The organism is Betaproteobacteria bacterium (assembly GCA_016713305.1).
GTDB lineage: Bacteria > Pseudomonadota > Gammaproteobacteria > Burkholderiales.
In genome coordinates, this window is sequence record JADJPK010000010.1 from 173,961 (window position 1) to 199,058 (window position 25,098).

A 25,098-nucleotide genomic window follows, 5' to 3' on the forward strand; every position below is an offset into this window, starting at 1 on the left:
CAAGCTGTTGGTGGCCGGGTTCGTGCTGGGCGTCATCAATCAGGCCTGTGCTGTCAATGACGGTGCAAGGCATGTGTCTTCCGACGCCCTCTCCGCTTCCCAGGCACGGCAGATCGTGCCGGCATCGTCATCGTCGCCTCGATCCGTGCAGCAAGTCCATGACCACGCACCATCGTCGTCAATGGACGTATCGGGCCGCGAGTCGCGCCTGGCGCCGGCCGTCGTGGCTGCGGCGGGAACCGAAGGCCCTACCGCTCCGGTCTCACCCGCCAGCAGCTCCGCTGCACCTCGTCGTTCAGTCACCATTCCAGCTGCGGCGCAAGAACCTCCGCCGTTCATTTCGCAGTCCCCGGCACCGGCCGAGGCAGTCGTCGGACCAACGCCGGAGTCCCCCAGGACGGCAACGGTCTCGACACGTCCTGCCGTAACACCCGGTTCTCCCCCGGCGGCCACGCCACTGCATAGCCAGCCCCAGCCGCAATCTTCGGGAAACGCGGGGAAGAGTACTGTCAGGGCCGGTCTGGTCGGCGAGCCCGCGACCGGCCAGGACTCGTCCACCCCGAGAGCGCCGTTGCAGTCTGCGCCGGAACCAACCGTTCGCAACGCGGCGACCGACGCCGTGACGACCCTCGATTCGCTGGTTCCCGCGGCAACCGCGATTCAAGCGGAAGCCACCGACGATCCGCAGCGGGACGCAAGCCGGAAATATGACAACCTGTGGTCCCGTCTCAGAGCGGGCTTCGGCATGCCGGACCTCGAATCCCCACTGGTCGAGCGCCACGAACTTTACTATTCCAATCGTCCGGAATACCTGCAGCGGATCGTCGAACGCGGCAGACGCTATCTTCACTTCATCGTCGAGGAAGTCGAGAAGCGCGGCATGCCGCTCGAGATCGCACTGCTGCCGATGATCGAGAGCGCATACAACCCGGCCGCGTATTCGAAGGCCCACGCTTCGGGCATGTGGCAATTCATCCCCGCCACCGGCAAGACCTATGGCCTGAAGCAGAACTGGTGGTATGACGGAAGGCGGGATGTGATGGCGGCCACGAGGGCCGCGCTCGACTACCTCCAGAAACTGCACACCGATTTCGGCGACTGGCAACTGGCATTGGCAGCGTACAACTGGGGAGAAGGGGCGGTATCTCGCGCCATCGAGCGCAATGTGCGGCGTGGCCTGCCCACCGACTACAGCAGTCTCAACATGCCGGCCGAGACGCGCAACTACCTGCCCAAGCTTCAGGCAGTGAAGAATATCGTCGCTGCACCGGAACGGTTCGGCATGGCGCTGGACGACGTTCCCAACGAACCCTACTTCATCCGGGTCGCCGCGCCGGGACACATGGACTTCAAACGGGCAGCGCAGTTGGCCGACGTTCCCCTCGAAGAATTCCGATCGCTCAATCCTGCGTACAACCGCCCGGTGATCGCGGCCGCCGAGGAACAGTCTCTGCTGATTCCTGCCGACAAGGCCGAGGTATTCGAAGAGAATCTGAAATCGCTGGAAGAGCCGCTGCTGAGTTGGCAGACGTACCGGCTCCCCCAACCCGAGCGCCTGGAGTCGGTCGCAAGCCGATTCCGTACTTCCGTGGCGCTGCTCCGACAGGTGAACGGCATCAAAGGCAACGGACGCCTCAAGGCGGGATCCACCCTTCTCGTTCCGCGACCGACGGGTGGGATGCAGTTGGCCAGGATGCAGGATTCCATCGATACCGAGGCTTTCCTTCCGCCCGAACTGCTCGTCGAACGCCAGTTCCACCGGGTTCGCAAAGGGGAATCCCTGCAGCAGATCGCGGCCGCCTATTCGCTGTCCCCGAAAGACCTGATGGCGTGGAACCGTCTGAAGACAGAGAAACTGCGTGTCGGCACTCAACTGCGACTTCAAGCCGGTACTGCTCCAGTTACCAGGACAGCCACGGTCTCCAAGCAGAAAGCGAAGGCTGTCTCCGTGGAAAAGACTCGCCGAAGCGGAGTCGCACAGAAGGATTCGAAGAAAATCGCGGTGGAACACCGTGGCAAGACGCGCAGCGCCGCAGCCGCCCGTTGCTGCCGGGACGAAAAGCCGCGTCAAATCGCCCGGGGCAAGTAGCCGACACTCGCCGCAGAGGTTCGTCCGCCCGATCGCTGTCAGCGGCGAAGCAGATGACAGGCCGCTCCGTGATGGGAACCTGCCTCCGTCATCGACGGATACACAGTCCTGCAAGTGTCCAGCGCCTGCGTACAGCGGGGATGGAAATGGCAACCTGACGGCGGCGAAGCGGGAGATGGCAGGTCAGCCGAAAGCGCCCCCGAGCGACTTCCGAAGCGTGAACCAATCCTCGGCACTGCTTCGAGAAGCGCGCGCGTGTACGGATGCGCAGGCGCATTCAGCACGGCTTCGGCCTCGCCGTGCTCCACGATCCGTCCGAGGTACATGACCGCTACATCGTGAGCAATGTGGCGTACCACGGACAGATTGTGCGTGATGAACAGGTATGCGAGGCCCAGGCGATCCTGCAAGTCGAGCAGGAGATTGAGGATCTGCGCCTGAACGGACACGTCCAGCGCTGACGTGGGTTCATCACAAACCAGCAGTCGAGGCTCCACGGCCAGAGCTCGCGCGATGGCGATGCGTTGCCGCTGCCCCCCGGAGAATTCATGGGGATATCGCCACTGGCTTTCCGGCTCGAGCCCCACCTGTTCGAGCAACCTTGCCGTACGCTCGCTGCGTGCACCAGGGCCGCACCCGGGATCCAGCGCGATGATGCCCTCCTGAAGGATTTCCGCCACGCGCATGCGCGGATCCAGCGAAGAGAAGGGATCCTGAAACACGATCTGGAATTTCTTTCGCATGGTCCGCAGACGACGCTGGGCCAGCGTTTCCAGATTCACACCGTCGTACGCCACGCTCCCCCGGCTTTCCTCGAGGAGTCTCACGACGGACTTCCCGACGGTCGTTTTCCCGCAACCTGATTCACCCACGAGCGCGAGCGTGCGTCCTTCCCGGACCTGAAAGGACACGCCATCTACGGCACGAACGTACCCGACCACGCGCTTGAGCAAGCCGCGACGGATCGGGAAATGCACGGTCAGACCGGAAACTTCCAGCAGGGTAGCGGAAGGCGCCTCCGTGCATTCTCGGCCTTCCCGCACCGGAACGTCTGTCGGGGGGACGTCAGCTTCCGGGTGCAAGGGCGGCAACGCGTCGAGCCCCGCGTGGATGCACCGGACTTCCCTTCCTGCCACAACTTCCACCAGCGCTGGTTCATCTCCGCGACATGTCGCCTCTGCTCTTTCGCAACGCGGCGCGAACCGGCACCCCGTGACCTGTTCACCCACGCTCGGTACGAATCCGGGGATGCTTGCGAGTCTGCGTCCACGAGCGCTGGCTTCCGGCAACGACGCGAAAAGCTTTCGTGAATAGGGATGCATCGGTGACGCAAAGAATCGGCTGGCCTCGGACATTTCCACCAGCCGCCCCGCGTACATCACCGCCACCCGGCTGGCCATCTGCGACACGACACCCAGATCGTGAGTGATCAACAGCATGGCCATGCCGGTGCGCTGCTGCAGATCGCGCAGCAGTTCCAGGACCTGCGCCTGGATCGTGACGTCCAATGCCGTTGTAGGCTCGTCGGCGATGAGAATATCCGGCTCGCACGCGATGGCCATGGCGATCATGACCCGCTGACGGAGTCCTCCGGACAATTGGAAGGGGAATTCGGACAAGCGCCTCCGTGCATCCGGAATGCCCACGGCTTCGAACAGTTCCACGACACGCTGGCGCGCTTGGCGGGGGGACAGGCGCAAGTGCCGGACGAGTGCTTCCTCCACCTGGGCACCTACCGTCAACACCGGATTGAGGCTTGTGGCCGGTTCCTGAAAGATCATCGCGATCCGGCGGCCCCGGATATCGCGCATGTCGCGCTCGGGCAACAGAGCGAGATCAACCCCGCCGAGTCGCACGTGCCCTCCCGCGACGGACGCTTCCCTCGGGAGGAGCCTGGTGATCGACAGGGCTGTCAGCGACTTCCCGCAACCCGATTCGCCTACAAGGGCAAACGTTTCTCCACGGTTCAGGTGAAACGAGATACCGTCGACCACAGGCCATGACACTCCGCCGGCGGAAACGACGGTCCTGAGGCCCTCAACGACGAGAAGCGGATCGCTCATGCGCCGGAGACCGCACGGGCCGCAATCGCTCGGCCCACACGCCGGGCGGGACGCCAGCTGGAACCCGCGCGGGGATCGAGAGCGTCACGGACAGCATCCGCAAAGAGATTGGCGGTCAGGACCAACGTGAACATGAACGCGAACGCGGATGCGAGCGACCACCAGACCACCGGTTCGCGTGCCATTTCCAGGCGTGCCGAGTTGATCATCGTTCCGAAACTGTTCATGGCCGGGTCGACGCCCACTCCCACATAGGACAGCACGGCCTCTGCCAGCACGAGGCCACTGAATCCGAGAACGGTTGTAACGATCACCAGATGCAGCACGTTCGGCAGAAGGTGCCGAATCATGATGCGCAGGTGTCCCACTCCGAGGGACCGGGCTGCCTGAACGTAGTCCATCTCGCGCAATTTCAGAGATTCGCCCCGCAGGAGCCGGCACAGACCCGTCCAGCTCGTCACACCCAGAATCACGCAGAGAAACAGCAGGCGAAAATCCGCGCGGCGCGTGATCGAGTCGAAAGTCTCCGCATGAGTGTCCATGTAGACCTGCATCATGAGCACGGCGGCCGCGATGAGAAGCACGCCCGGGATCGAGCTGAGTGTCGTGTAGAGGTACTGGATCAGATCGTCCACCCAACCCTTGAAATACCCCGCCATGATGCCGAGCGCCAATGCGAATGGAAGCATGACGAGTGTGGTCACCGTACCGATGACCAGGCCCGTCCGGATGCTCTTCAGCGACAGATACAGCACGTCCTGTCCCACCTTGTCCGTACCCAGCACGTGGTAGTGAGGCGCAAGCGTCGCCAGCGGAAGAACGACCATCAGCACCATGGCAAGGGTGACGAGCACTGCACGAAGGGGAACCGGAAACCGCCCATTCCAGACAGCGCGGGACACCTCCGCGAACGAAAGGCCGTTGCGGTGCGCGAGCATGAAGGTAAGCCCGGCTGCGAGCAGTGACCACGCGAGCGCCGCCGCTGCGATCCCGCGGCCCACCTTGCCGAGAATGTCGGCCGTTCTCTCGCTACCGGGATCTGTGAGATGCGCCCCCCGTGCTTGAGACGCGGGTAATCTCGCACCTGGGATCCGTCGGGTAGCGTCACGGCTTCCTTCGCAAAGGCATGGGTGGCGAAGGGAGCCGAGAATGTCCGTTCCGTCTGCAGTTTCAGGGGCATCGCGAGTGCGTCCAGCACCGACAGCACTTCTCCCCCCGCGGCTCTCGACGTGCCATTTCCATGCACGGACTCTGCAGTCTGGTAGTGGAACGAATCCAGGAGGCCCACAGCAACGAAGAATGCCAGCACGGTGGCAGACGCCATTCCACCCCGGGAGCGCGCCACTTTGCGCCAGGGCTCTCGGAGCGGCTCATGCCGATGGCTCAACCAGCCGAAGGAAATGACGACGACCAGCAGCACGAAGACGAGCGCATCGGTCCAGAGCACGACAGGCTGTACGTGGAACACTATTCGAACCTCACGCGCGGATCGACGACCGTATACGAGATGTCCGTGAGAATGAGGCCGACGATGTAGAGCAGCGAACCCAGGAACACCATTGTCCTCACGACTGCAAAGTCCTGGGAGTTGATGGCCTCGATCGTGTAGCTGCCCAGCCCGGGTATGCCGAAGAATGATTCGAGCACGAGGCTGCCGAGAAACAGCCGGGGAATCACCACGACTGCACCGGTCAGGATGGGGATCATTGCGTTCCTGAGCACGTGCCCGAACAGGACGCGCGCATCACTCAGTCCCTTTGCCCGGGCCGTGCGCACATAGTCCTTCTGCATTTCCTCCAGAAAGAACGTGCGGTACAACCTTCCATCCTCTCCAAGCGCGGACACGAGAGCGACGACGATCGGAAGGACCATGAATCGCCACGCCGAGAGTCCTTCGCCGAATCCCGAGATGGGTGCCAGATGCCAGAGCTTGCTCATCACGTACTGGCCTCCGATGATGTAGAACATGCCCGAGATGGACATCGCCGCCACGCAGAACACGACTCCCGCCACGTCGATGCAAGTTCCACGGAAGAAGACAAGCGTCACGGAAAACGTCACGTATGCGAGCAAGCCGATGACGAACCCCGGAAATGCGATGGCGAAGCTCGCCCACATGCGTGTGGAGATCTCATGGGCAATGTCGCGTCCGTCGGATTCCGCCTTGCCGAAATCGAATGTGAAAAGGCGAACGGTGTGCCGGTAGAAGATCGTGTCCGTCAGCACGCGCGCACCGTCAGCGGACGGGTTGTAGAGAAGCGGACGGTCGTACTCCTTGCTGCGCTTCCACTGCTCGATGGCCTCGGGCGTCACTCGCTTGACTCCGAGCTGCATTCTGGCCATGTCATCCGGAGTATTGACCACGAAGAAGAGGGCGAACGTGATGACGTTCACACCCAGGAGGATGGGAACTGCATACAGGATTCTTCGAATGAGGTAGTTGAGCATCGTGCCCTCAGTTCGCGCCAGAACTCGAAATCGCGCCGCTTCGCTCGCGACGTCGGTACTCGAACCAGGCGGGCGCCAACATCAGAAGCACGACAGCAGCGAGTACTGCGACGGGCCAGAGGACCGGTCTGTTCCAGCTCTGCCTCGCCATCGCACGAGCTTCCGCATCGATGCGCTGATACTTGAGCAGGTTGTTGGCAATCTGATTGGGCTTCCGATTGCCCACCCATGCATGCGCAAGCCCGTATTCCTTCGGATGCATGCCCCAGATCCAAGGCGCGTCCTGCTGTGCGATGACAAGCATCCGGTCGATGATCGCCTGCCGTTCAGGACCGTTCTCCATGTTCTTCATCCGCTCGAACAGCGCATCGAACTCTGCGTTTCGATAGTTTGCCGCGTTCTCGCCTTGCGAGGTGACCTTGCTCTGAGCTCCGTGCAGCAGGAACAGAAAATTCTCCGGATCCGGATAGTCGGCGTTCCATCCCCAGTAGAAAATCTGAGCATTGCCCTTCCGGATCTTTTCCTGGAAGCGGTTGTAGTCCGTGGCACGCACCACGAGGTTGATTTCGAGCTTGGAAAACTGCTTGCGGAGCCAGTCCAGGCGCGCCTTGTCGTCGGGACCTCGTGCAGTGGCATCGAGGTAGAGCACCAGCGGCGCGCCCGTCCGGGCATCGCGCCCGGCAGCGTAACCCGCTTCGCTCATCAATCTCCGGGCCACTTCGAGCGGCTTTCTCCGCGCCGCGCCATCGACCCAGTCGTAGATCACCGGGTTCATGCCTTCCCTGCCCTCGCGATATCCGAAGATTCCGGGCGGGAGCGGGCTCTGCGCGACGATTCCGCGGCCATTGGCGAATATGGATACATACTCCTCATAGTCCACCGCGATCGAAATGGCCTGTCGCAACTTGCGGCTCTTCTCCGAATCGCCCCCGACGATCGAGTCGAGCATGTTGAATCCCATATACATGGTCGTCGGGGCGATCGCAGTCTTCAGACGAATCCCCTTGTCCCGCATCTCCTCAGTCAGGAGTACCTGTCCGGCGGATCCGATCTGAACCGCCTGATCGAACGCATCCGAGGTGATACCCGAGTTGTCGTAATAGCCCTGCAGAAACTTGTTCCAGTAGGGAATGGACTCCTTCTCGAGACTGAAGACCGCCTTGTCGATGAAGGGGAGCGGCTTGCCGGCGTCCCGGAGCAGGCCGTCCTCGCGGTCGCCGGGCTCACCTTCGGTGGGATAGGTCTCGCCATGAAAATTGGGATTCCGCTCAAGAACCATCTGGCGATTGGGATCGTTGCGCGTGAGCATGTACGGACCCGCCCCGATCGGATACCAATCGAGGGAAATGTTGCGGGAAGCCAGCGACGGTTGAGAGTAGAAGCGATCCGCTTCTACCGGCATCGGTGCGAAGAAGGGCATGGCCAGCCAGTAGATGAACTGCGGATACTTGCCCTTCAACTTGATCCTATAGGTGAGTGCATCCACCAGTTCCACGCCCTCGAGGGGATACTCCCTCAGATCCAGCCACTGCCCCTTTCGGCCTGCGTCCACCTCTCTCAGGTGGTCGGCGTACTCCTTGAGTCCCACGATGTACTCGCTCATGAGTCCCAGGATGGGAGAGTGCAATCGGGGATGGGCGAGGCGCTTGATCTCGTAGACGAAGTCCTCCGCACGGACTTCCCGGGTGCCTTTCTCGGCGAAGTCGGCCAGCGAATGAATTCGATCGGCAGCGTCCGCCGTCACGGAGCCATACAGCAGGCTTCCGTCAGGTCCCGTCGCGAATGCCGGATGCGGTTGATACCGCATCCCCGGACGCACGCGGATCTCGTAGACGGAAAACGCCACCTGATCGGCTTGCGCATCGCCTTGCAGTTCGCGCCCGTCCCGGTCGAGGTACCTCGCCTTCGGAACCTCCAATGCCGCCTGAGGGATCAGCCTGTACGGTCGATCGAGGTAGTGATACTGGAGGGGCGGCGTGTAGATCTGTGCAGTGAATGTGATTTCGTTCGAACTGTACGACTGCACCGGATCCAGGTGTTTGGGCCTCTCGCTGAACCCCGAATACATGACGTTCGCGAGCCGGTCCTCCGCCGGATAGGGGTCGTTCCAGGTGCCGTCACACGCGCTGATGCAGAGTGCGGCAGCGATCGCGGCGGTAAGTCGAGATGACATTGTTCCCCGGCATGACAGAGTGACGGGTCAGATCACGACGCGACGGACACCCATCGTGATGATCCGACATTCGCACTGTGGATCCAAGACACGCCGATATAATACCGGCATCGAATCCTGGGAAATGGCGGAATGGGCTTTCTGACGGGAAGAAGAATCTTGATCACCGGAATGCTGAGCAACCGGTCGATTGCCTATGGCATTGCGAAGGCGTGTCATCGTGAAGGCGCCGAACTGGCCTTCACGTTCCAGGGTGAGCGGGTGGAAGAACGGGTTCGGGAACTCGCGTCGGAATTTCACTCCGACATCGTGTTCGGGTGCGACGTGGCATCGGACACCGAAATCGAAGCACTCTTTTCATCCTTGGCCCAACGCTGGGACCGCTTGGACGGACTCGTGCATTCGATCGCATTCGCGCCTCGCGAGGCGCTGTCCGGCGATTATCTGGACGCCCTCAGTCGAGAGGCGTTTCGCATCGCACACGACATCAGTTCGTACAGTTTCTCTGCATTGGCCAAAGCCGCGCGCCCTCTGATGACAGGGCCGGATGCGTCTTTGGTCACACTGTCGTACCTGGGCGCGGAGCGTTCACTGCCGAACTACAACGTGATGGGACTCGCCAAGGCGAGTCTTGAGGCGAACGTTCGATACATGGCACAGAGCCTGGGACCTCGGGGCGCGCGCGTGAACGCGATTTCTGCTGGTCCCATCAAGACGCTTGCGGCGGCGGGGATCGGAAACTTCGGAAAGATACTTGCACACAATGAGAAGACTGCGCCCCTTCGGCGCAATGTAACAACGGAAGAGGTCGGAAATGCCGCAGCATTTCTGCTGAGCTCGCTGGCCAGCGGAATCACCGGCGAGATCCTCTACGTTGACGCCGGGTTCAACACCACTGCGATCGCCACGGGCGAATGATCGTTGCCTGGATGCAGGATGGCGACGTGTAGACGCTTCGCTTTCACCCGCCCCGTCACTGAGCGCTTTTCTCTATTCTGGCCGTTTCGACCGAAACCTTTGCTGCAGCCTTGACGATCTGAAGGTAGGCATCGAACTGCTGTTGAGCGGCCAGTTGCGCGAGTTGCTTGCGCAGTTCTTCCTTCTGATCTGCCGTGAGCTGCGGGGCGTCGATCACCTTGGAAATCCTGTAGACCACGTATCTACCTTTCGAGGCCGCAACGCCAACATAGGCCGGCAGCTTGTCGGCAGCCGTACCGAACACCTCACGCGCGGCCTCCGGCAGCACGTCTCCAGGGCGCTGGAGAGACACCTCGGATGGAGCGGACCATGTGACATTCGCATCGGTCTTCCCCTGACGCAATGACTCGAGCGTCTTCTTTCCTTGCTCGATGGCCAGCTGCGCCGCTTTCTCGACCTGGAGACGCTGTGCGACATCGGCCTTCACGTCGTTGAACGGAAGTACAGAGGCCGGCCTGTGTTCTACCACTCGGGCCGAAACGAGCGTGTTGGGCGAGACCTCTACAGCTTCAGTATTGCGGCTGTTCTTTATGGCGTCGTCGGAAAAAATCTTCCCCAGAAGCGCCGGCTTGGTCAGGAGCGGATTGCCTCCGCCATCCCGCGTGATCCAGTCGCTGGTCTCGATCTGAAGCTTCAGCGCTTCCGCCACAGGCTTCAGGCTGTCGGACTGCGAGTAGACTGTTTCCTCGAAGGTGGAGACAACATCGGCGAATGCCTTGCTCAATTTCGGCTTCTTGAGTTCGGCCTCTATCTCACCGCGGACCTTTTCGAGAGGCGTGACCGTACCAGGCTTTATCGCATCCAGCCGGACGACATGGAAGCCGTACTGAGACTGCACCGGGCCCCGTATCTCTCCTTCCTTCATGGAGAACACCGCGTCATCGAACGCCTTGTCCATGGCCCCCTGAGCGAAGAAACCAAGATCGCCGCCGTTCGCCGCCGATCCGGGATCCTGCGAATTCTTCCGCGCAACGTCGGCGAAGGACTTCGGGTTCTTCCGGACCTCGTCCAGCAGGTCCTGTGCTCGCTTGCGCGCCTGCTCCTGGGCCGTGGCATCTGCGTCCTTCGCCATGGTCACCAGAATATGACTGGCCTTGCGCTCTTCGGGCGTCCGGTACTGCGCCTCGTTCTTCTTGTACTGTTCCTGGATTTCCTGCTCGGTGACGGTGACGGACTTGCCGGCCACTTCGGGCGTGAGCGCAACGAACTCGACCCTGACCCGCTCCGGAATCCGGAAATCCTTTTGATTTTCGTCGTAGTGCTTCTTCACCTCGGCGTCCGCCACGGTGACCTTCGCGACGTAGTGCTCAGGTGAGACCACCCATTGGCTGACCTCGCGGCGCTGTTCGCGGATTCTGCCTAGCTGAGAGACCACAGCGTCCGCGAGAATCGTCGATCCCGTGACCGAATCGCGAGACTGCGCGATGCGCATGTCCTGCCGTACTCGTTCCTCGAACATCACAGGCGTCATGCCCTGTCCCTTGAGCACCTGCGCATACCGGTCCTGCGAGAACTTCCCGGTCGACTCGTCCTTGAAATAAGGGATCTCGGTGATGACCTTCCTCACCTGCGCATCGGGCACGGTCATCCCGGAGTTGAGCGCATGCGCGAGCAAGGCCCGCTTTTCGACAAGTGCGTTGATGACTCCGTTGCGGACCTCGTTGCTGTCCAGCATCGCCGGATCGGCCTTCTCCTTCATCATCTGGCGCAATTGTTCCTGCCGCTCGCGCAGGGCCGATTCAAATTCCTGTGGTGAGATCTTGGTCCCGGCGACCTGCGCGACAGCCCCAGAATCTCCGTACTCGTTAAAGTAGTAGTTGATCCCGAAGAAGGCAAAGGAAGGGACGATCAGAACCAACAGACTGATCTGTATCCAGCGTTTGTGCTTGTCGACCCAATCGAACATGGCGATCCGTGACCCACATCAGTTCGTGCCGCGCGATGGATGGCGGCGATCGGCCGAGGCGCGCCTGCGGCCGGCGCAAACGAAAAAGGCGAACCTAAGTTCGCCTTTCCCAGAATTGGCGGAGTGGACGGGACTCGAACCCGCGACCCCCGGCGTGACAGGCCGGTATTCTAACCAACTGAACTACCACTCCGATGAAACTCGTCCAGTACCACCTTGGTGGGTGCTGAGAGGCTCGAACTCCCGACATTCGCCTTGTAAGGGCGACGCTCTACCAACTGAGCTAAGCACCCGAAGCTCACTTCGCTCGGCGAACTCCACCGACCGATGCGTCCTCGAAAGCTCGCTAGTTTAATGCATCCTTTAGAGCCTTGCCAGGGCGAAATTTGGGAATCTTTGCGGACTTGATCTTGATGGCGGCGCCGGTGCGCGGATTCCGACCGCTGCGCGCCGCACGCTTGCTCACATAGAAGGTACCGAAGCCCACAAGGGTCACTGTCCCTCCCTTCTTGAGCGACGTTCGTATGCACGCCACTGTCGCATCAAGAGCCCTGCCGGCAGCCGCTTTCGACACGTCGGCCGACTTTGCGATCGCTTCAATCATTTCCGCCTTGTTCACGCCCGTCCCCTTTTGTTGTCCTCACTCCCCGCACTTCCCGGGAAGCCCACACCCGGGATCCGACCAGCGTTCTCGACCATGCAACATCGCTGCATGAGCGCATGCAATTGGGTACCAAGCCTATATAGCAAGCTGAAAAAGACGATGTCAAGAAACGGGGCGTCGCGGCGCGGTGGCTGTCACCGGTCCGCGACGTTTCGACGATGCAACGTCAGTGCTTGACTGCAGCGACGGATTCCTTGGCTCCACAGCCGGCAGCGCGACCGCTGAACTTTCGCTCACCGGCAGAGGAACGGGCATGCGCTCCAGAGCAAGTTCAAGCACCTGGTCGATCCATTTGACGGGATGAATATCCAGGCGGTTCTTGATGTTGTCCGGTATTTCCGCGAGGTCCTTGGCATTCTCCTGCGGGATCAGCACGAGCTTGATTCCACCGCGATGGGCAGCCAGCAACTTCTCCTTCAGCCCCCCGATGGGAAGGACCTCTCCGCGCAGAGTGATCTCTCCCGTCATGGCGACGTCGGCTCTAACGGGAATCCCGGTCAGCAACGACACCATCGCGGTACATATGGCGATGCCTGCACTGGGACCATCCTTCGGAGTGGCGCCTTCGGGCAAGTGAATGTGGATGTCGTTCTTCTGGTAGAAATCCTCGGAGATGCCCAGCTTCTGGGAGCGGCTGCGAACGACGGTGAGTGCAGCCTGAATCGATTCCTGCATCACCTCGCCCAGCTTGCCGGTCGTTACCATCTTGCCCTTGCCGGACATCACCGCGCTCTCGATCGTCAGCAGTTCACCACCCACTTCCGTCCACGCAAGACCCGTCACCTGGCCGACCTGATTCTCCTTTTCTGCGATGCCGAAGGAGTACCGACGCACGCCGAGGTACTTGTCCAGGTTGCGCGAATTGACGTTGACGCTCTTTTCGCGCTTCTTCAGCAGGAGTCCCTTCACCACCTTGCGGCAGGCCTTGGAGATTTCCCGCTCCAGAGCCCTCACTCCCGCTTCTCTCGTGTAGTACCGCACGATGTCACGGATCGCGCTTTCCGATACGGTCAGTTCGGACTCGCTCAGACCATGATTGCGCATTTGCTTGGGAAGCAGGTAGCGCACGGCGATGTTCACCTTTTCGTCTTCGGTGTAGCCCGACAGCCTGATCACCTCCATCCGGTCAAGCAGAGCCGGAGGGATGTTCATGGTGTTCGCAGTCGCCACGAACATCACGTCCGACAGGTCATAGTCCACTTCGATGTAGTGATCGAGGAAGGTGTGATTCTGCTCGGGATCCAACACCTCCAGCAGCGCAGACGCCGGATCTCCACGGAAATCCATCCCCATCTTGTCGACTTCGTCGAGCAGGAAGAGCGGGTTGCGCACGCCCACCTTGGTCATGTTCTGCAGGATCTTGCCGGGCATCGAACCGATATAGGTGCGGCGGTGACCACGGACCTCTGCTTCGTCGCGAACACCTCCCAAGGCCATCCGGACGAACTTCCGGTTGGTGGCACGAGCGATCGATTGTCCCAGAGAAGTCTTGCCCACGCCGGGCGGTCCGACCAGGCAAAGAATGGGCGCCTTGACCTTGTCGACGCGCTGCTGAACCGCCAGGTACTCGAGAATGCGCTCCTTCACCTTCTCCAGACCGTAGTGATCCTCTTCCAGCACGGACTCCGCCACCGCCAGATCCTTGCTGATCTTGCTCTTCTTCTTCCACGGCAACGACACGAGCGTATCGATGTAGTTCCGCACCACTGTCGCTTCGGCCGACATCGGTGACATCAGCCGAAGCTTCTTCAGTTCCGCTTCGGCCTTCACGCGCGCGTCCTTGGGCATGTGGGCGGACTTGATGCGCTTCTCCATCTCGTCGAAGTCCTGCCCCTCGTCGAGGTCACCCAACTCCTTCTGGATCGCCTTCACCTGCTCATTGAGGTAGTACTCGCGCTGACTCTTCTCCATCTGACGCTTTACGCGTCCGCGAATGCGCTTTCTCAACCTGGAGGATGTCCAACTCGGCCTCGAGCAGACTCAGCAGATGCTCCAGCCGTCGGCGGACGGAGAACATCTCGAGCACTTCCTGCTTCTGTTCCAGCTTGAGCGGAAGATGAGCGGCGATCGTGTCTGCCAGCCTGCCGGGTTCGTCGATCCCGGCCAGCGAAGTCAGAATCTCGGGCGGAATCTTCTTGTTCAGTTTGACGTATTGGTCGAACTGGCTGACCATCGCGCGGCGCATCGCCTCGACTTCGTTCCCCTCCGCACCTTCCGGCTGCTCCTCCGCCACCGGGATCGCCTCCGAAGCGTAGTGAGAACGTTCGTCGCTGATCCGCGCAACGGTTGCGCGCTGAACACCCTCGACCAGTACTTTCACGGTTCCGTCAGGAAGCTTCAGCATCTGGAGGATGTTGGCCACGCTTCCCACCCGGTAGAGATCCTCGGCCGTGGGTTCATCCTTGGCGGCGGATTTCTGCGCAACGAGCAGGATGCTCTTGCCGGATTCCATGGCCGTTTCGAGAGCCTTGATCGACTTCGGGCGCCCAACAAAGAGCGGGATGACCATGTGGGGAAAGACAACCACGTCCCGCAAGGGCAACAAGGGCAGCGCAACGGGGGTCGCCTGGGATTCGGGCAGATAAGCCATCGAGGTCACCTATGAATTGTCAGCGGTAGGAGGGTTGGGGCGAACTGCTCGAACTCAACCGGTGTTGCCACCTCCCGCGAATTTCAGTCAGAACAGCGGAGCAGCTCGCTCCGCTGCATTTCACTTCGCCGACGAGCCTGCGACCTTGGGCTGATCGGCGTACATCAGCAGCGGCTTCACGTCTCCCGTCACTGTACCTTCATCGATGACCGCCTTCTGCACGTTCTTCATCGAAGGCAAGTCGAACATCGTGTCCAGCAACACATGCTCCAGAATGGAACGCAACCCTCGGGCACCCGTCTTCCGGGCCAGTGCCTTGCGCGAAATGGCCTTGAGCGCGTCTTCCCGGATCTCGAGTTCCACGCCCTCCATGGAGAACATCTTCTGATACTGCTTGATCAGTGCGTTCTTCGGTTCGGTAAGGATCTGGATCAGCGCTGCCTCGTCGAGTTCTTCCAGCGTGGCCACCACCGGCAGGCGCCCGACGAATTCCGGAATGAGACCGTACTTGATGAGATCTTCCGGTTCCACGTCTCGCAGGACGGTGCTGATGTCCTTGCGGTTATCGCGGCTCTTCACCTCTGCGCCGAAGCCAATGCCCCCCTTCTCCGACCGGGCGCGGATCACCTTGTCCAGACCATCAAACGCGCCACCGCAGATGAACAGGATGTTCGTCGTATCGACCTGGACGAACTCCTGATTGGGATGCTTCCGTCCCCCTTGGGGTGGGACCGACGCGATCGTGCCTTCGATCAGCTTGAGCAGAGCCTGCTGCACGCCCTCTCCCGACACGTCCCGGGTGATGGACGGGTTATCCGACTTGCGAGAGATCTTGTCGATCTCGTCGATGTAGACGATACCGCGCTGCGCCTTCTCGACATCGTAGTCGCATTTTTGAAGCAACTTCTGGATGATGTTCTCGACATCCTCGCCGACGTACCCGGCCTCGGTCAGCGTAGTCGCATCGGCCATCACGAAAGGCACATTGAGCAATCGAGCGAGCGTCTGCGCGAGCAGCGTCTTGCCCGAGCCCGTGGGTCCCACCAGAAGGATGTTGCTCTTGGCGAGTTCGACGTCGTCCTTCTTGGACAGCGTCTTGAGTCGCTTGTAGTGGTTGTAGACCGCCACCGACAGGATCTTCTTGGCGGGCTCCTGACCGATCACGTACTGGTCGAGGATGGTACGAATTTCCTGAGGAACGGGTAGATCCGATTTGACACCCTTCGCAGCGCCATCGCCGTGGGTTTCTTCTCGGATGATGTCGTTGCAAAGCTCGATGCATTCGTCGCAGATGAACACGGACGGTCCGGCGATGAGCTTGCGGACTTCGTGCTGGCTTTTTCCGCAAAACGAGCAATACAGCAGTTTCTCACCGGAAGGCTTGTCGGACATCGGTTGCTCTCTCTAGTCGGGCTTGGTTGGCTTTGCCGTTCGTGCACCGGGACCTGACGGTCCGATCACACTTCTCCACGATTCAGAAGCACCTTGTCCACCAGACCGTACTCGACAGACTGGTCGGCACTCATGAAATTGTCCCGGTCGGTATCCCGATCAATGGCCTCCACGCTCTGTCCGGTGTGCTTGGCCATCAGTTCGTTGAGTCTTCCACGGAGGTAGAGGATCTCTCGGGCATGGATCTCGATGTCCGAGGCCTGACCCTGGAAGCCGCCGAGCGGCTGGTGAATCATGACCCGGGAGTTGGGCAGCACGTAGCGCTTCCCCTTCGCGCCGGCGGCAAGCAGGAATGCGCCCATGCTTGCAGCCTGTCCGATGCAAAGGGTCGACACGTCCGGCTTGATGAACTGCATCGTGTCGTAAATGGCGAGTCCCGCGGAAACGGAACCCCCCGGGGAGTTGATGTAGAAGAAGATGTCCTTGTCAGGATTCTCGGACTCCAGGAACAACAGCTGAGCCACGATGAGGTTGGCCGTCACTTCCGTGACCGGACCGACCAGAAACACCACTCGTTCCTTCAGCAGCCGCGAGTAGATGTCGTACGCGCGCTCCCCTCTGCCGCTCTGCTCGATGACCATGGGGATGAGCCCCAGGCCCTGAGGATCCCATCCGCGATTGTCATTGCCCCAAATCATGAAACGTTCCCCATGAGTTCGTCGAAGGCTACCACCTTCTCCGATACTTTCAGCCGGCCCAGCAGCAGGTCCACCACATTGTTCTCGATGACGACGGACTCGATTTCCCGCAGGCGCTCGGGCGACTGGTAATACCAGCGAACCACGTCCTCCGGCTGCTCGTAGCTCTGCGCATACTCCTCGATGACCGCCTTCACCTGATCAGGCTCTGCCCTGATGTTCTCTGCCTTGACCACCTCAGCAAGAACCAGACCGATCGTGACCCTGCGACGCGCTTCGGGTTCGAACACGTCCCGGGGCATTCCCGCTGCCTGGTCGCCCATCCCCCGAGCCTTCAGGCTTTCTGCCGTACCCGCCATCAGGCGATCCATCTCCATTTCGATCAGTGCCTTGGGCACCTCCAGTTTGGCGGTGTCCAGAAGCACCTTGAGCACCTGATCCTTCACGTTTTTCTGAACCCGGCGCTTCACTTCCCGCTCGAGGTTGGCCCGGATGTCATCTCTCATCTTGCCGACGTCGCCATCCTCGATTCCGAGAGTCTTCGCGAACTCGGCGTCCAGAGCCGGCACACGCGCCTCACGAACATCGTGGACGGTGACATCGAACGACGCTTTCTTACCCGCCACTTCCTTGCCGTGGTAGTCCTCCGGGAAGACCATCTCGAACGTGCGGCTTTGACCCTTCGACATGCCCGTCAGTTGGGCTTCGAAATCGGGCAGCAGCCTTCCCTCGCCCAGAACGACCGCCTGGCCCTTGGCTTCCCCGCCATCGAAGGGAACCCCATCGATTCGGCCCAGGTAGTCGATGATCACGACATCGCCGCTCGCCGCTGCGCGGTCCACCGGTTCGTACTGGGTGCGCTGCTTGCGAAGTACGTCTATCGTCTTGTCCACCTCGCCATCACCGACGGCCACGGTCGGACGATCGACGGAACCCGCAGAAAGGTCTCCCAGTGCAATGTCGGGAAACACCTCGAACGTCGCCGTGAACTCGAACTCGTTCGGCTCGGCCGGCTCGCGATTGGTCTCGATCCGCGGATATCCGGCCACGCGAAGATTCTTTTCCCGAACTGCTTCGCCGAAGGAACGCTCGACCGTGTCGCCGAGCACTTCCTGGCGCACTTGCGGACCGTACTGCTGCGCAACGACTTTGAAGGGAACCTTGCCGGGCCGGAACCCGTGGAGCTTCACCGTCCTTTGCAGGCGCTTAAGCCGATTCTCGACTTCGTTGTTGATTTGATCGATCGGGACAGCGACTTTCAGTCGGCGTTCCAGCGTACTCAATGTTTCCAGACTCGCTTGCATTACGGTCACTCGACAGATGTTCGATGGGTTTGGTTCGGCTTGCCGGCAGCGATCCGAACATTGGTGCACCGGCCTGTCGGCCGGTGCACCATGCGCGGAACCGCTGCGCGGGGCCCGAGGTTGGTGTATCCAGATTGTCCTGGTGCGAAAGGGGGGACTCGAACCCCCACACCTTTCGGCGCCAGATCCTAAGTCTGGTGCGTCTACCAATTCCGCCACTTTCGCGCGTGACCCATTTTAGTACAATCGCCACCCTTGCGCACCCCGGCACTGCCTAACACGCTCGCAACCCAATGAAGCATCGAGCCTTTTGAGCAATCCTCTCGCTCCGGCCGCAAGTGTCGGCCACTACGAGAACTTCCCGGTCGCCTCGCTTCTGCTGCCTGCCGCGTTGCGGGGGCCCGTCAAGGCCATCTACCGGTTCGCTCGCGATGCCGACGACGTCGTCGACGAGGGTACCGCCACCCCGGCGGAACGCATCGAGCTTCTGGATGAGAGACTCCTCGAACTCGAGGCGATCGAGCAGGGTGTCGTCCCGCGTTCCTCCCTGTATCAGGAATTGGCGGTTCACGTCCGTCACCACGGACTCCCCCTGCAGTGCTTCAGGGACCTCCTCGACGCCTTCCGGCAGGATGTCACCAAGGAGCGCTATGCGGATTTCGGCGAGGTCATCCACTATTGCAGGCGATCGGCCAACCCCGTGGGCCGGCTTCTGCTGCACCTGTACGGGGAGGCGACGCCCCGCAATGTGGCAATGAGCGATGGCATCTGCACCAGTCTGCAACTCATCAATTTCCTGCAGGACGTCGAATCCGACTTCCATCAGCGGGGCCGCATCTATCTCCCGCAGGAGGACCTCGTTCGGTTCTCCGTGAGCGAACGCTCGATAGCGGCGGGCGACGTCTCCACGGAATGGCGCCGGTTGATGCGATTCCAGATCGACCGGACTCGCAGAATGTTGCAGGCGGGCGCCCCGCTGGGCAGGGTCCTGCGCGGGCGGATCGGTCTGGAACTCAGAACGATCGTCATGGGAGGCGACCGGATTCTCGAAAAGCTCGCCGCTGCCGACGGCGACATCTTCACCCGGCGGCCAGTCCTCGAAGGGCGGGATTGGCCCGTCGTTCTCTATCGTGCGCTCACGCGCTGAAGCGCCCCTTTCCGGCCGCATGACACCTGACCAGTACTGCCAGCAGAAGGCCGCGCGCAGCGGCTCCAGCTTCTACTACAGCTTCCTGTTCCTTCCACCCGAACGCAGGCGTGCGATCACGGCGCTGTATGCCTACTGCAGGGAAGTCGACGACGCGGTCGACGAAATAGCGGACCCCGCGGTCGCCCGCGGCAAGCTCGACTGGTGGCGAGGCGAGATCGAACGGCTGTTTCAAGGCGCTCCCCAGCATCCCGTCACCCGGGCCCTGCATCCGTTCGTGGTTCAGTGGCCTCTGCCGAGGGAACATTTCGACGCCATTCTCGACGGATGGCCATGGATCTTGCCTACAACCGGTATCCCGACTTCCCCACCCTCGAGGTCTATTGCCACCGGGTGGCGGGTGTCGTGGGCCTTCTGTCGGCGGAGATCTTCGGCCGGACGGATCCCGCGACGCTCGAGTACGCACGCACGCTGGGTATTGCGCTTCAGCTCACGAACATCCTTCGCGACGTGGGTGAAGACGTCCGGCGCAATCGCATCTACATTCCACAGGACGAGCTCTCCAGGTTCGGCGTCAGCAACGACGATCTCATCCTGTTCCGCGAGACGCCTGCCCTTGGGAAGCTGCTCGAGTTCCAGGCCGCGCGGGCGCGCGAATGGTACCGGCGCGCATTCGCGGCGCTCCCGGACGTCGATCGCCGCTCGCAGCGTGCCGGACTCATCATGGGCCACATCTACGCGCACCTGCTGGACGAGGTGGAAGACGAGGGTGCCGCCGTGATCAATCGCCGGGTGTCCCTCACGCCAGTGCGCAAGCTGTGGATCGCCTGGCGAACCTGGGCAGGTTCGTGAACTCCACCCCGCCCGTCCACGTCGCCGTGGTAGGTGGCGGCTGGTCCGGGATGGCGGCAGCCGCGGACCTGGCCGCTCATGGGATCCCGGTGACGGTTTTCGAAGCCGCCCCGGTTCTGGGGGGACGCGCACGGCGCGTCGATCACGCCGGGGTCGCCCTGGACAACGGACAGCACCTGCTTCTCGGCGCCTACGCCGAAACGCTCTCGGCGATCGCTCAGGTGACAGACCTGTCGGCGGTGTCGACGCGCCACCCGCTTCGAATTTCCGTCCCCGCAAGCCTGGACCTCCAGTGCCCCCGGCTGCCTGCTCCCTTTCACCTGCTGGCCGGTCTGCTTCTGGCGCGCGGATTGACGCTGCGGGATCGGTGGAGCGCGGCCGCGTTCATCGCCTGTCAACGCATCCGGCGATTCAGGACCGATCCGCATCGGACCGTCGATGAGCTGCTATCCGCGCACGGGCAAACGGAACGGATCTGCCGTCACCTCTGGCAACCACTGTGCGTGGCAGCGCTCAATACGCCGTCGCATCTCGCCGACGCACAGACCTTTCTCACCGTGATTCGCGACGGCCTTGCCGGCCACGCGCATTCGGCCGACCTGGTCTTTCCTGCCGTCGACCTGTCGGCCATGTTCCCCGAGCCCGCCGCGCGATTCGTCATCGACCGCGGCGGTGACATCCGTCTCAACGAAGCCGTCACCCGCCTCGTTCCTGATGGGGGCCGGCTCCTGCTCACCACCCCGCGAGCGGAACAGACGTTCTCTCACGTCGTCTGGGCAACGGACCCCGCCAGAGCCATCCACAGCCTCGATGGGGTTCCGGAAATGCGGCAAGCCTGCGACATCATCAGGCGCATGGCGCACGAGCCCATCACGACGGTCTATCTGCATTACGCGGGCGCGGCCCCGGCCCTCCCTTTTTCCATGGTGGGTGACGAAGAAGGACCGGCGCAGTGGATATTCGACCGTGGTGCCCTGTGCGCGCAGGCCGGCTGGATCGGCGCGGTGATCAGTGCCGCCGACGACTGGCGCGGCGTCGAACGCAGCGCCCTTTCGGGCCTGGTCCATCGACAGCTGGAACGCCTCGCCGGGACGCTTCCCTCTCCGGACTCGTCGATGGTCATCACGGAAAAGAGAGCGACGTTCCGTTGCGTTCCAGCCCTGGAACGCCCCGCCCAGGCCACACCGGTACCCGGGCTCCATCTCGCCGGCGACTACACACGCAGCGAATATCCCGCCACGCTGGAAGCCGCCGTGCGCAGCGGCCGGAGCTGCGCGCGCTCTATCCTGGAGAACCTGTGACCCCCGCAAAGTACGTTCCTCCCGCCGATCTGCTCCTTGGCCGCGTCATCCTCGTGACCGGGGCCACGGGCGGCATCGGTCGAGCCGTGTCAATGGCCTGCGCGATACACGGTGCGACCGTCGTGCTGCACGGTCGAGATCAGGCGAAGCTGGACCAGCTGTACGATGCCTTGCGCAGCGGCTCCGGCACCGAACCCGCGGCACTGCCGCTGGATCTGGCTGGAGCCGGCAGCCGGCATTTCGATGCCTTGGCGGCGGATATCGATCATGCGTTCGGCCGACTGGACGGGGTCGTCCATTGCGCCTCCCATACACTGCCCCTGAAAGCGGTCGATGCCGTCTCTCCAGAAGAATGGAAGACGGTGTTCGAAATCAACGTGGCGTCGGCGTTGGGCATCACACGCGCCTGCCTTCCGCCCCTGCGGGATGCTCCCGACGCCTCCGTGATCTACACGCTGGAGTCCCATCACGCAGTCGGCGGCGCCTACCAGTCGCCCGTCTCTCTGACCGGCGCCGGCCTGGCGATGGCCGTGAGAACGCAGTCGGAGGAATGGTCGTCCACTCCCACTCTGCGCTGCAACGGCATCGTGCCGGGCCCGGTGAACTCCCCTTCCCGCCGGAAGACCCATCCCGGCGAGTCGAAGGCGGCTCTGCCTTCCGCCGATACGGTCGTTCCCCTGTATCTCTGGCTGCTCGGACGGGATGGAAGCCAGTCGCAGGGACTCATCCACGCGGCTCAGGACTGAAGGATCTTCCGGATTCCTTCCGGCACCGGAACCGGCCGGCCGGTTGCCGTCTCGATCCACACCAGGACCGCTTCCCCGTGCGCGTACACGACCGCCGGGTCGGCCGCATCGCGCATCACGTGCATCACGCCGAAACTCGAGTTGCCGACCCTGCCGGCCCGCAGTTCCACCACCACATCGGCCGGATAGACGGCCGGCTTGACGAAACGGCACGTGATCGAGCCCAGCACCGCACTCTCCGCGTCCCCCGCCCCGGCAAAGCCGGTCGCGCGGAACCAGGAAATGCGCGCCTCTTCGAAGTAGCGGAAGTACGAGACGTTGTTGAGGTGCTGCATCATGTCCATTTCCCCCAGCGCAGGCGGAGAGATTCGGCGTGTATCAGTTTCGATTCCTGCTGCATGCGTTTCCTTGCAAGTTTGAATGGGAGTCTCGAACGCGCCGGCGCCATCGTGCGAGGCATCCTGGATGCATCCCGTTGACGCACCTCGTGCACCCGCGTCGGCGGCGCCATGGCACGACTCCGGCCAGCGCAGCGGGACGTCTTGCGCATGGTTGGGTTTATCATTCGGGTGAAGACGCGACCCGGGAGAACATCTGCATGTCGATCCTCCGGTCCAGCGTCGATTCTAGGGAAGGTCGGTTCGATGTGCACGGTCGCAGCGCAGTCCTGCACCGGACGCATGACTCGAGAGACCGGGGTATCGCAAGCCTTGAGGGCATGAGAAGTCCCGGACGACGGAGTCAGACGGCCGGCGGGTCTCGCCTCGACGATTGTGGCTTGTACGCCAGGACGCGTGAGCGCGGTGGAGCGCCACGGTCTCCTCGTTGCGCAGGACACGGTGAGACAAGAAGCCGACTGCCCGGCGGGAGGGGTCCCGCAGCGCGAAGGTCAGGCTTGTCCTGACTTGCTTGAAGCTGCCGGTCGTCCGGCGGGCGTCGAGCCGACCTTTGCAAGGCGTCATCACGCCCGCTCATCATTCGGGATTGCACGGAGGAACACTCGTTGGCCGAACGCGAGTTCATGGAGTTCGACGTCGTCGTCGTGGGTGGAGGGCCCGCGGGTCTGTCCGCAGCCATCCGACTGAAGCAGCTGTGTGCCGAGAAGGGACAGGACCTTTCCGTCTGCGTGCTCGAGAAAGGCTCCGAGCTCGGCGCCCACATCCTCTCCGGTGCGGTGATGGACCCTCGCGCGCTGAACGAACTGATCCCGGACTGGAAAGACAAGGGTGCGCCACTCCACACGCCGGTCACGGAAGACCGCTTTCTCTTTCTCAAGGAGGCAGGCGCAATCCGCACTCCGGACTGGGCACTGCCCGGCTGCTTCCGCAACCACGGCAACTACATCGTCAGTCTGGGCAACGTCGTGCGCTGGCTGGGCGAGCAGGCAGAAGCGTTGGGCGTCGAGATCTATCCCGGCTTCGCGGCCGCGGAGGTGCTTCACGACGAGAACGGTGCGGTGCTGGGAGTGGCGACGGGCGACATGGGAATCGGCCGTGACGGCGAGCCGACGGACAACTATCAACCGGGGATGGAACTGCGTGGCCGCTATACGCTATTCGCGGAAGGCGCACGCGGCCACCTGGGCAAGGCACTCATCCAGAAGTTCGGCCTGGACGAGGGGCGTGACCCGCAGTCCTATGGAATCGGTCTCAAGGAACTCTGGGAAGTCGAGGCATCGCAGCATCGGCCGGGACTCGTGATTCACACGGCCGGGTGGCCGCTCTCGAACGACACCTATGGCGGGTCCTTCTTGTACCACCTGGAGAACCGGCAGATCGCCGTCGGATTCGTCGTCGGACTCGCGTACTCGAATCCGTATCTGTCTCCCTACGAGGAGTTCCAGAGGTACAAGACTCATCCCGAGATCCGCCCGTTTTTCGAAGGCGGCAAGCGCATCGCCTATGGAGCGCGAGCAATCACCGCCGGGGGCCTGCAATCGCTGCCCAAGCTGGTGTTTCCCGGAGGGGCGCTCATAGGATGCGACGCCGGATTCCTGAACGCTTCGCGCATCAAGGGCAGCCACGCGGCCATCAAGACCGGCATGCTGGCCGCAGAGGCCGCATTCGATGCATTGACGTCCGGCCGCTCCCACGACGAGCTTGCGTCCTATCCGGATGCCTTCCAGTCCAGCTGGCTGCACGAGGAGCTGCGGCGCGCGCGCAATTTCAAGCCTTCCATGGCCAAGGGACTGGTCAAGGGCACACTGCTCGTCGGCATCGATCAGGTCCTCTTCAAGGGCAATGCCCCGTGGACCCTGCACAACACGCATGCCGACCACGAATGTCTCAAACCGGCATCCGAATGTTCGCCCATCGCCTATCCCAAGCCCGATGGCAAGCTCACGTTCGACCGCCTGTAGTCGGTGTTCATCTCGAATACCAACCACGAGGAGAATCAGCATTCGCACCTCACGCTCGCGGATGCCGCGGTGCCGGTGACGATCAATCTCGAGACCTATGCAGGCCCCGAACAGAGATACTGTCCGGCCGGGGTTTACGAGTTCGTGAAGAACGACGACGGATCGCAGCGGCTGCAGATCAATGCGCAGAACTGCGTGCATTGCAAGACCTGCGACATCAAGGATCCGACTCAGAACATCCGCTGGGTGGTGCCGGAGGGCGGAGGCGGGCCCAACTACCCCAACATGTGACCGCGGATGTCGCGGATGTTCGACACCGCTGCGGCGCCTGAGGCGCCCGACCGTCTGGCGGAACTGTTTCAGCGCATCGAATCCGCGGGCTCCGGCG

At 61.9% G+C, this 25,098-nt stretch carries 14 protein-coding genes, 3 tRNA genes and 4 pseudogenes; 7 read left to right on the forward strand and 14 right to left on the reverse strand.

What is annotated here, in order from left to right; translation table 11 throughout:
• Positions 1–181 precede the first annotated feature (181 nt).
• Positions 182–2,089 carry a transglycosylase SLT domain-containing protein gene (locus IPK20_14825; GenBank protein MBK8017866.1) on the forward strand — a complete coding sequence of 636 codons (1,908 nt, stop codon included), beginning with the start codon at positions 182–184 and terminating at the stop codon, positions 2,087–2,089.
• A gap of 38 nt (positions 2,090–2,127) precedes the next feature.
• Here the strand turns inward: IPK20_14825 and IPK20_14830 are convergent, their stop codons facing one another.
• The 4 genes and pseudogenes from IPK20_14830 to IPK20_14845 form a co-directional block, all read right to left on the reverse strand.
• Entirely contained in the window at positions 2,128–4,152 is a 2,025-nt protein-coding gene (locus tag IPK20_14830) for an ABC transporter ATP-binding protein (GenBank protein ID MBK8017867.1), read from the reverse strand.
• Positions 4,149–5,620: pseudogene (locus IPK20_14835) on the reverse strand (ABC transporter permease). Before IPK20_14835 ends, IPK20_14830 begins: the two are co-directional and overlap by 4 nt.
• Positions 5,620–6,600 (reverse strand): ABC transporter permease, encoded by a 981-nt coding sequence (locus IPK20_14840; GenBank protein ID MBK8017868.1) that lies wholly within the window; start codon positions 6,598–6,600, stop codon positions 5,620–5,622. The pseudogene IPK20_14835 and the gene IPK20_14840 overlap by 1 nt, the downstream one beginning before the upstream one ends.
• Before the next feature lie 7 nt (positions 6,601–6,607).
• Positions 6,608–8,773, reverse strand: coding sequence for an ABC transporter substrate-binding protein (locus IPK20_14845; GenBank protein ID MBK8017869.1), 2,166 nt, complete (start codon positions 8,771–8,773; stop codon positions 6,608–6,610).
• 132 nt (positions 8,774–8,905) lie between these two features.
• On the opposite strand from IPK20_14845, the gene fabI reads away from it, so the two are divergent.
• Entirely contained in the window at positions 8,906–9,691 is a 786-nt protein-coding gene (fabI, locus tag IPK20_14850) for an enoyl-ACP reductase FabI (GenBank protein MBK8017870.1), read from the forward strand.
• A 55-nt stretch (positions 9,692–9,746) separates the two neighbouring features.
• Here the strand turns inward: fabI and IPK20_14855 are convergent, their stop codons facing one another.
• From IPK20_14855 to IPK20_14895, 9 genes and pseudogenes are all read right to left on the reverse strand, one after another.
• A complete protein-coding gene (locus IPK20_14855; protein ID MBK8017871.1) occupies positions 9,747–11,657 on the reverse strand; it encodes a SurA N-terminal domain-containing protein in 1,911 nt (636 codons plus the stop codon).
• Between the two features lie 116 nt (positions 11,658–11,773).
• Positions 11,774–11,850 (reverse strand) — tRNA-Asp (locus tag IPK20_14860).
• A 24-nt stretch (positions 11,851–11,874) separates the two neighbouring features.
• Positions 11,875–11,950 (reverse strand) — tRNA-Val (locus IPK20_14865).
• Between the two features lie 53 nt (positions 11,951–12,003).
• Entirely contained in the window at positions 12,004–12,276 is a 273-nt protein-coding gene (locus tag IPK20_14870; protein MBK8017872.1) for an HU family DNA-binding protein, read from the reverse strand.
• Positions 12,277–12,423: 147 nt separating this feature from the next.
• A pseudogene (gene lon / locus IPK20_14875) lies at positions 12,424–14,911 on the reverse strand (endopeptidase La).
• 120 nt (positions 14,912–15,031) lie between these two features.
• On the reverse strand, positions 15,032–16,303 hold the full coding sequence (clpX, locus tag IPK20_14880; GenBank protein ID MBK8017873.1) for an ATP-dependent Clp protease ATP-binding subunit ClpX: 1,272 nt from the start codon (positions 16,301–16,303) through the stop codon (positions 15,032–15,034).
• Between the two features lie 65 nt (positions 16,304–16,368).
• Positions 16,369–17,001 carry an ATP-dependent Clp endopeptidase proteolytic subunit ClpP gene (gene clpP / locus IPK20_14885; protein MBK8017874.1) on the reverse strand — a complete coding sequence of 211 codons (633 nt, stop codon included), beginning with the start codon at positions 16,999–17,001 and terminating at the stop codon, positions 16,369–16,371.
• Positions 16,998–18,305 (reverse strand): trigger factor, encoded by a 1,308-nt coding sequence (locus IPK20_14890; protein ID MBK8017875.1) that lies wholly within the window; start codon positions 18,303–18,305, stop codon positions 16,998–17,000. The genes clpP and IPK20_14890 overlap by 4 nt, the downstream gene beginning before the upstream one ends.
• Positions 18,306–18,445: 140 nt before the next feature.
• Positions 18,446–18,530 (reverse strand) — tRNA-Leu (locus IPK20_14895).
• An 85-nt stretch (positions 18,531–18,615) separates the two neighbouring features.
• Here IPK20_14895 and hpnC point away from each other — a divergent pair.
• The 4 genes and pseudogenes from hpnC (at position 18,616) to IPK20_14915 (ending at position 22,351) form a co-directional block, all read left to right on the forward strand.
• Positions 18,616–19,452 carry a squalene synthase HpnC gene (hpnC, locus tag IPK20_14900; protein ID MBK8017876.1) on the forward strand — a complete coding sequence of 279 codons (837 nt, stop codon included), beginning with the start codon at positions 18,616–18,618 and terminating at the stop codon, positions 19,450–19,452.
• A 19-nt stretch (positions 19,453–19,471) separates the two neighbouring features.
• Positions 19,472–20,304 (forward strand): annotated as a pseudogene (gene hpnD, locus IPK20_14905) (presqualene diphosphate synthase HpnD).
• Positions 20,271–21,605, forward strand: a complete 1,335-nt coding sequence (locus IPK20_14910) for an FAD-dependent oxidoreductase (GenBank protein MBK8017877.1) — start codon at positions 20,271–20,273, stop codon at positions 21,603–21,605. Before hpnD ends, IPK20_14910 begins: the two are co-directional and overlap by 34 nt.
• Complete coding sequence (locus IPK20_14915; GenBank protein MBK8017878.1) at positions 21,602–22,351, forward strand: SDR family NAD(P)-dependent oxidoreductase; 750 nt, start codon at positions 21,602–21,604, stop codon at positions 22,349–22,351. The genes IPK20_14910 and IPK20_14915 overlap by 4 nt, the downstream gene beginning before the upstream one ends.
• On the opposite strand, the gene IPK20_14920 is transcribed toward IPK20_14915, so the two are convergent.
• Positions 22,342–22,689: an acyl-CoA thioesterase gene (locus IPK20_14920; GenBank protein MBK8017879.1), complete on the reverse strand. Its 348-nt coding sequence runs from the start codon at positions 22,687–22,689 to the stop codon at positions 22,342–22,344. The two genes, IPK20_14915 and IPK20_14920, sit on opposite strands and share 10 nt — an antisense overlap.
• A gap of 683 nt (positions 22,690–23,372) precedes the next feature.
• Between IPK20_14920 and IPK20_14925 the strand changes: the two are divergent.
• Positions 23,373–25,001: pseudogene (locus IPK20_14925) on the forward strand (electron transfer flavoprotein-ubiquinone oxidoreductase).
• The last annotated feature ends 97 nt before the right edge of the window (positions 25,002–25,098 follow it).

Coding starts and splice junctions, on each gene's coding strand:
- IPK20_14825 (MBK8017866.1), top strand. CDS start 182: ATGGACGTATCGGGCCGCGAGTCGCGCCTGGCGCCGGCCGTCGTGGCT.
- IPK20_14830 (MBK8017867.1), bottom strand. CDS start 4,152: ATGAGCGATCCGCTTCTCGTCGTTGAGGGCCTCAGGACCGTCGTTTCC.
- IPK20_14840 (MBK8017868.1), bottom strand. CDS start 6,600: ATGCTCAACTACCTCATTCGAAGAATCCTGTATGCAGTTCCCATCCTC.
- IPK20_14845 (MBK8017869.1), bottom strand. CDS start 8,773: ATGTCATCTCGACTTACCGCCGCGATCGCTGCCGCACTCTGCATCAGC.
- fabI (MBK8017870.1), top strand. CDS start 8,906: ATGGGCTTTCTGACGGGAAGAAGAATCTTGATCACCGGAATGCTGAGC.
- IPK20_14855 (MBK8017871.1), bottom strand. CDS start 11,657: ATGTTCGATTGGGTCGACAAGCACAAACGCTGGATACAGATCAGTCTG.
- clpX (MBK8017873.1), bottom strand. CDS start 16,303: ATGTCCGACAAGCCTTCCGGTGAGAAACTGCTGTATTGCTCGTTTTGC.
- clpP (MBK8017874.1), bottom strand. CDS start 17,001: ATGATTTGGGGCAATGACAATCGCGGATGGGATCCTCAGGGCCTGGGG.
- IPK20_14890 (MBK8017875.1), bottom strand. CDS start 18,305: ATGCAAGCGAGTCTGGAAACATTGAGTACGCTGGAACGCCGACTGAAA.
- IPK20_14920 (MBK8017879.1), bottom strand. CDS start 22,689: ATGATGCAGCACCTCAACAACGTCTCGTACTTCCGCTACTTCGAAGAG.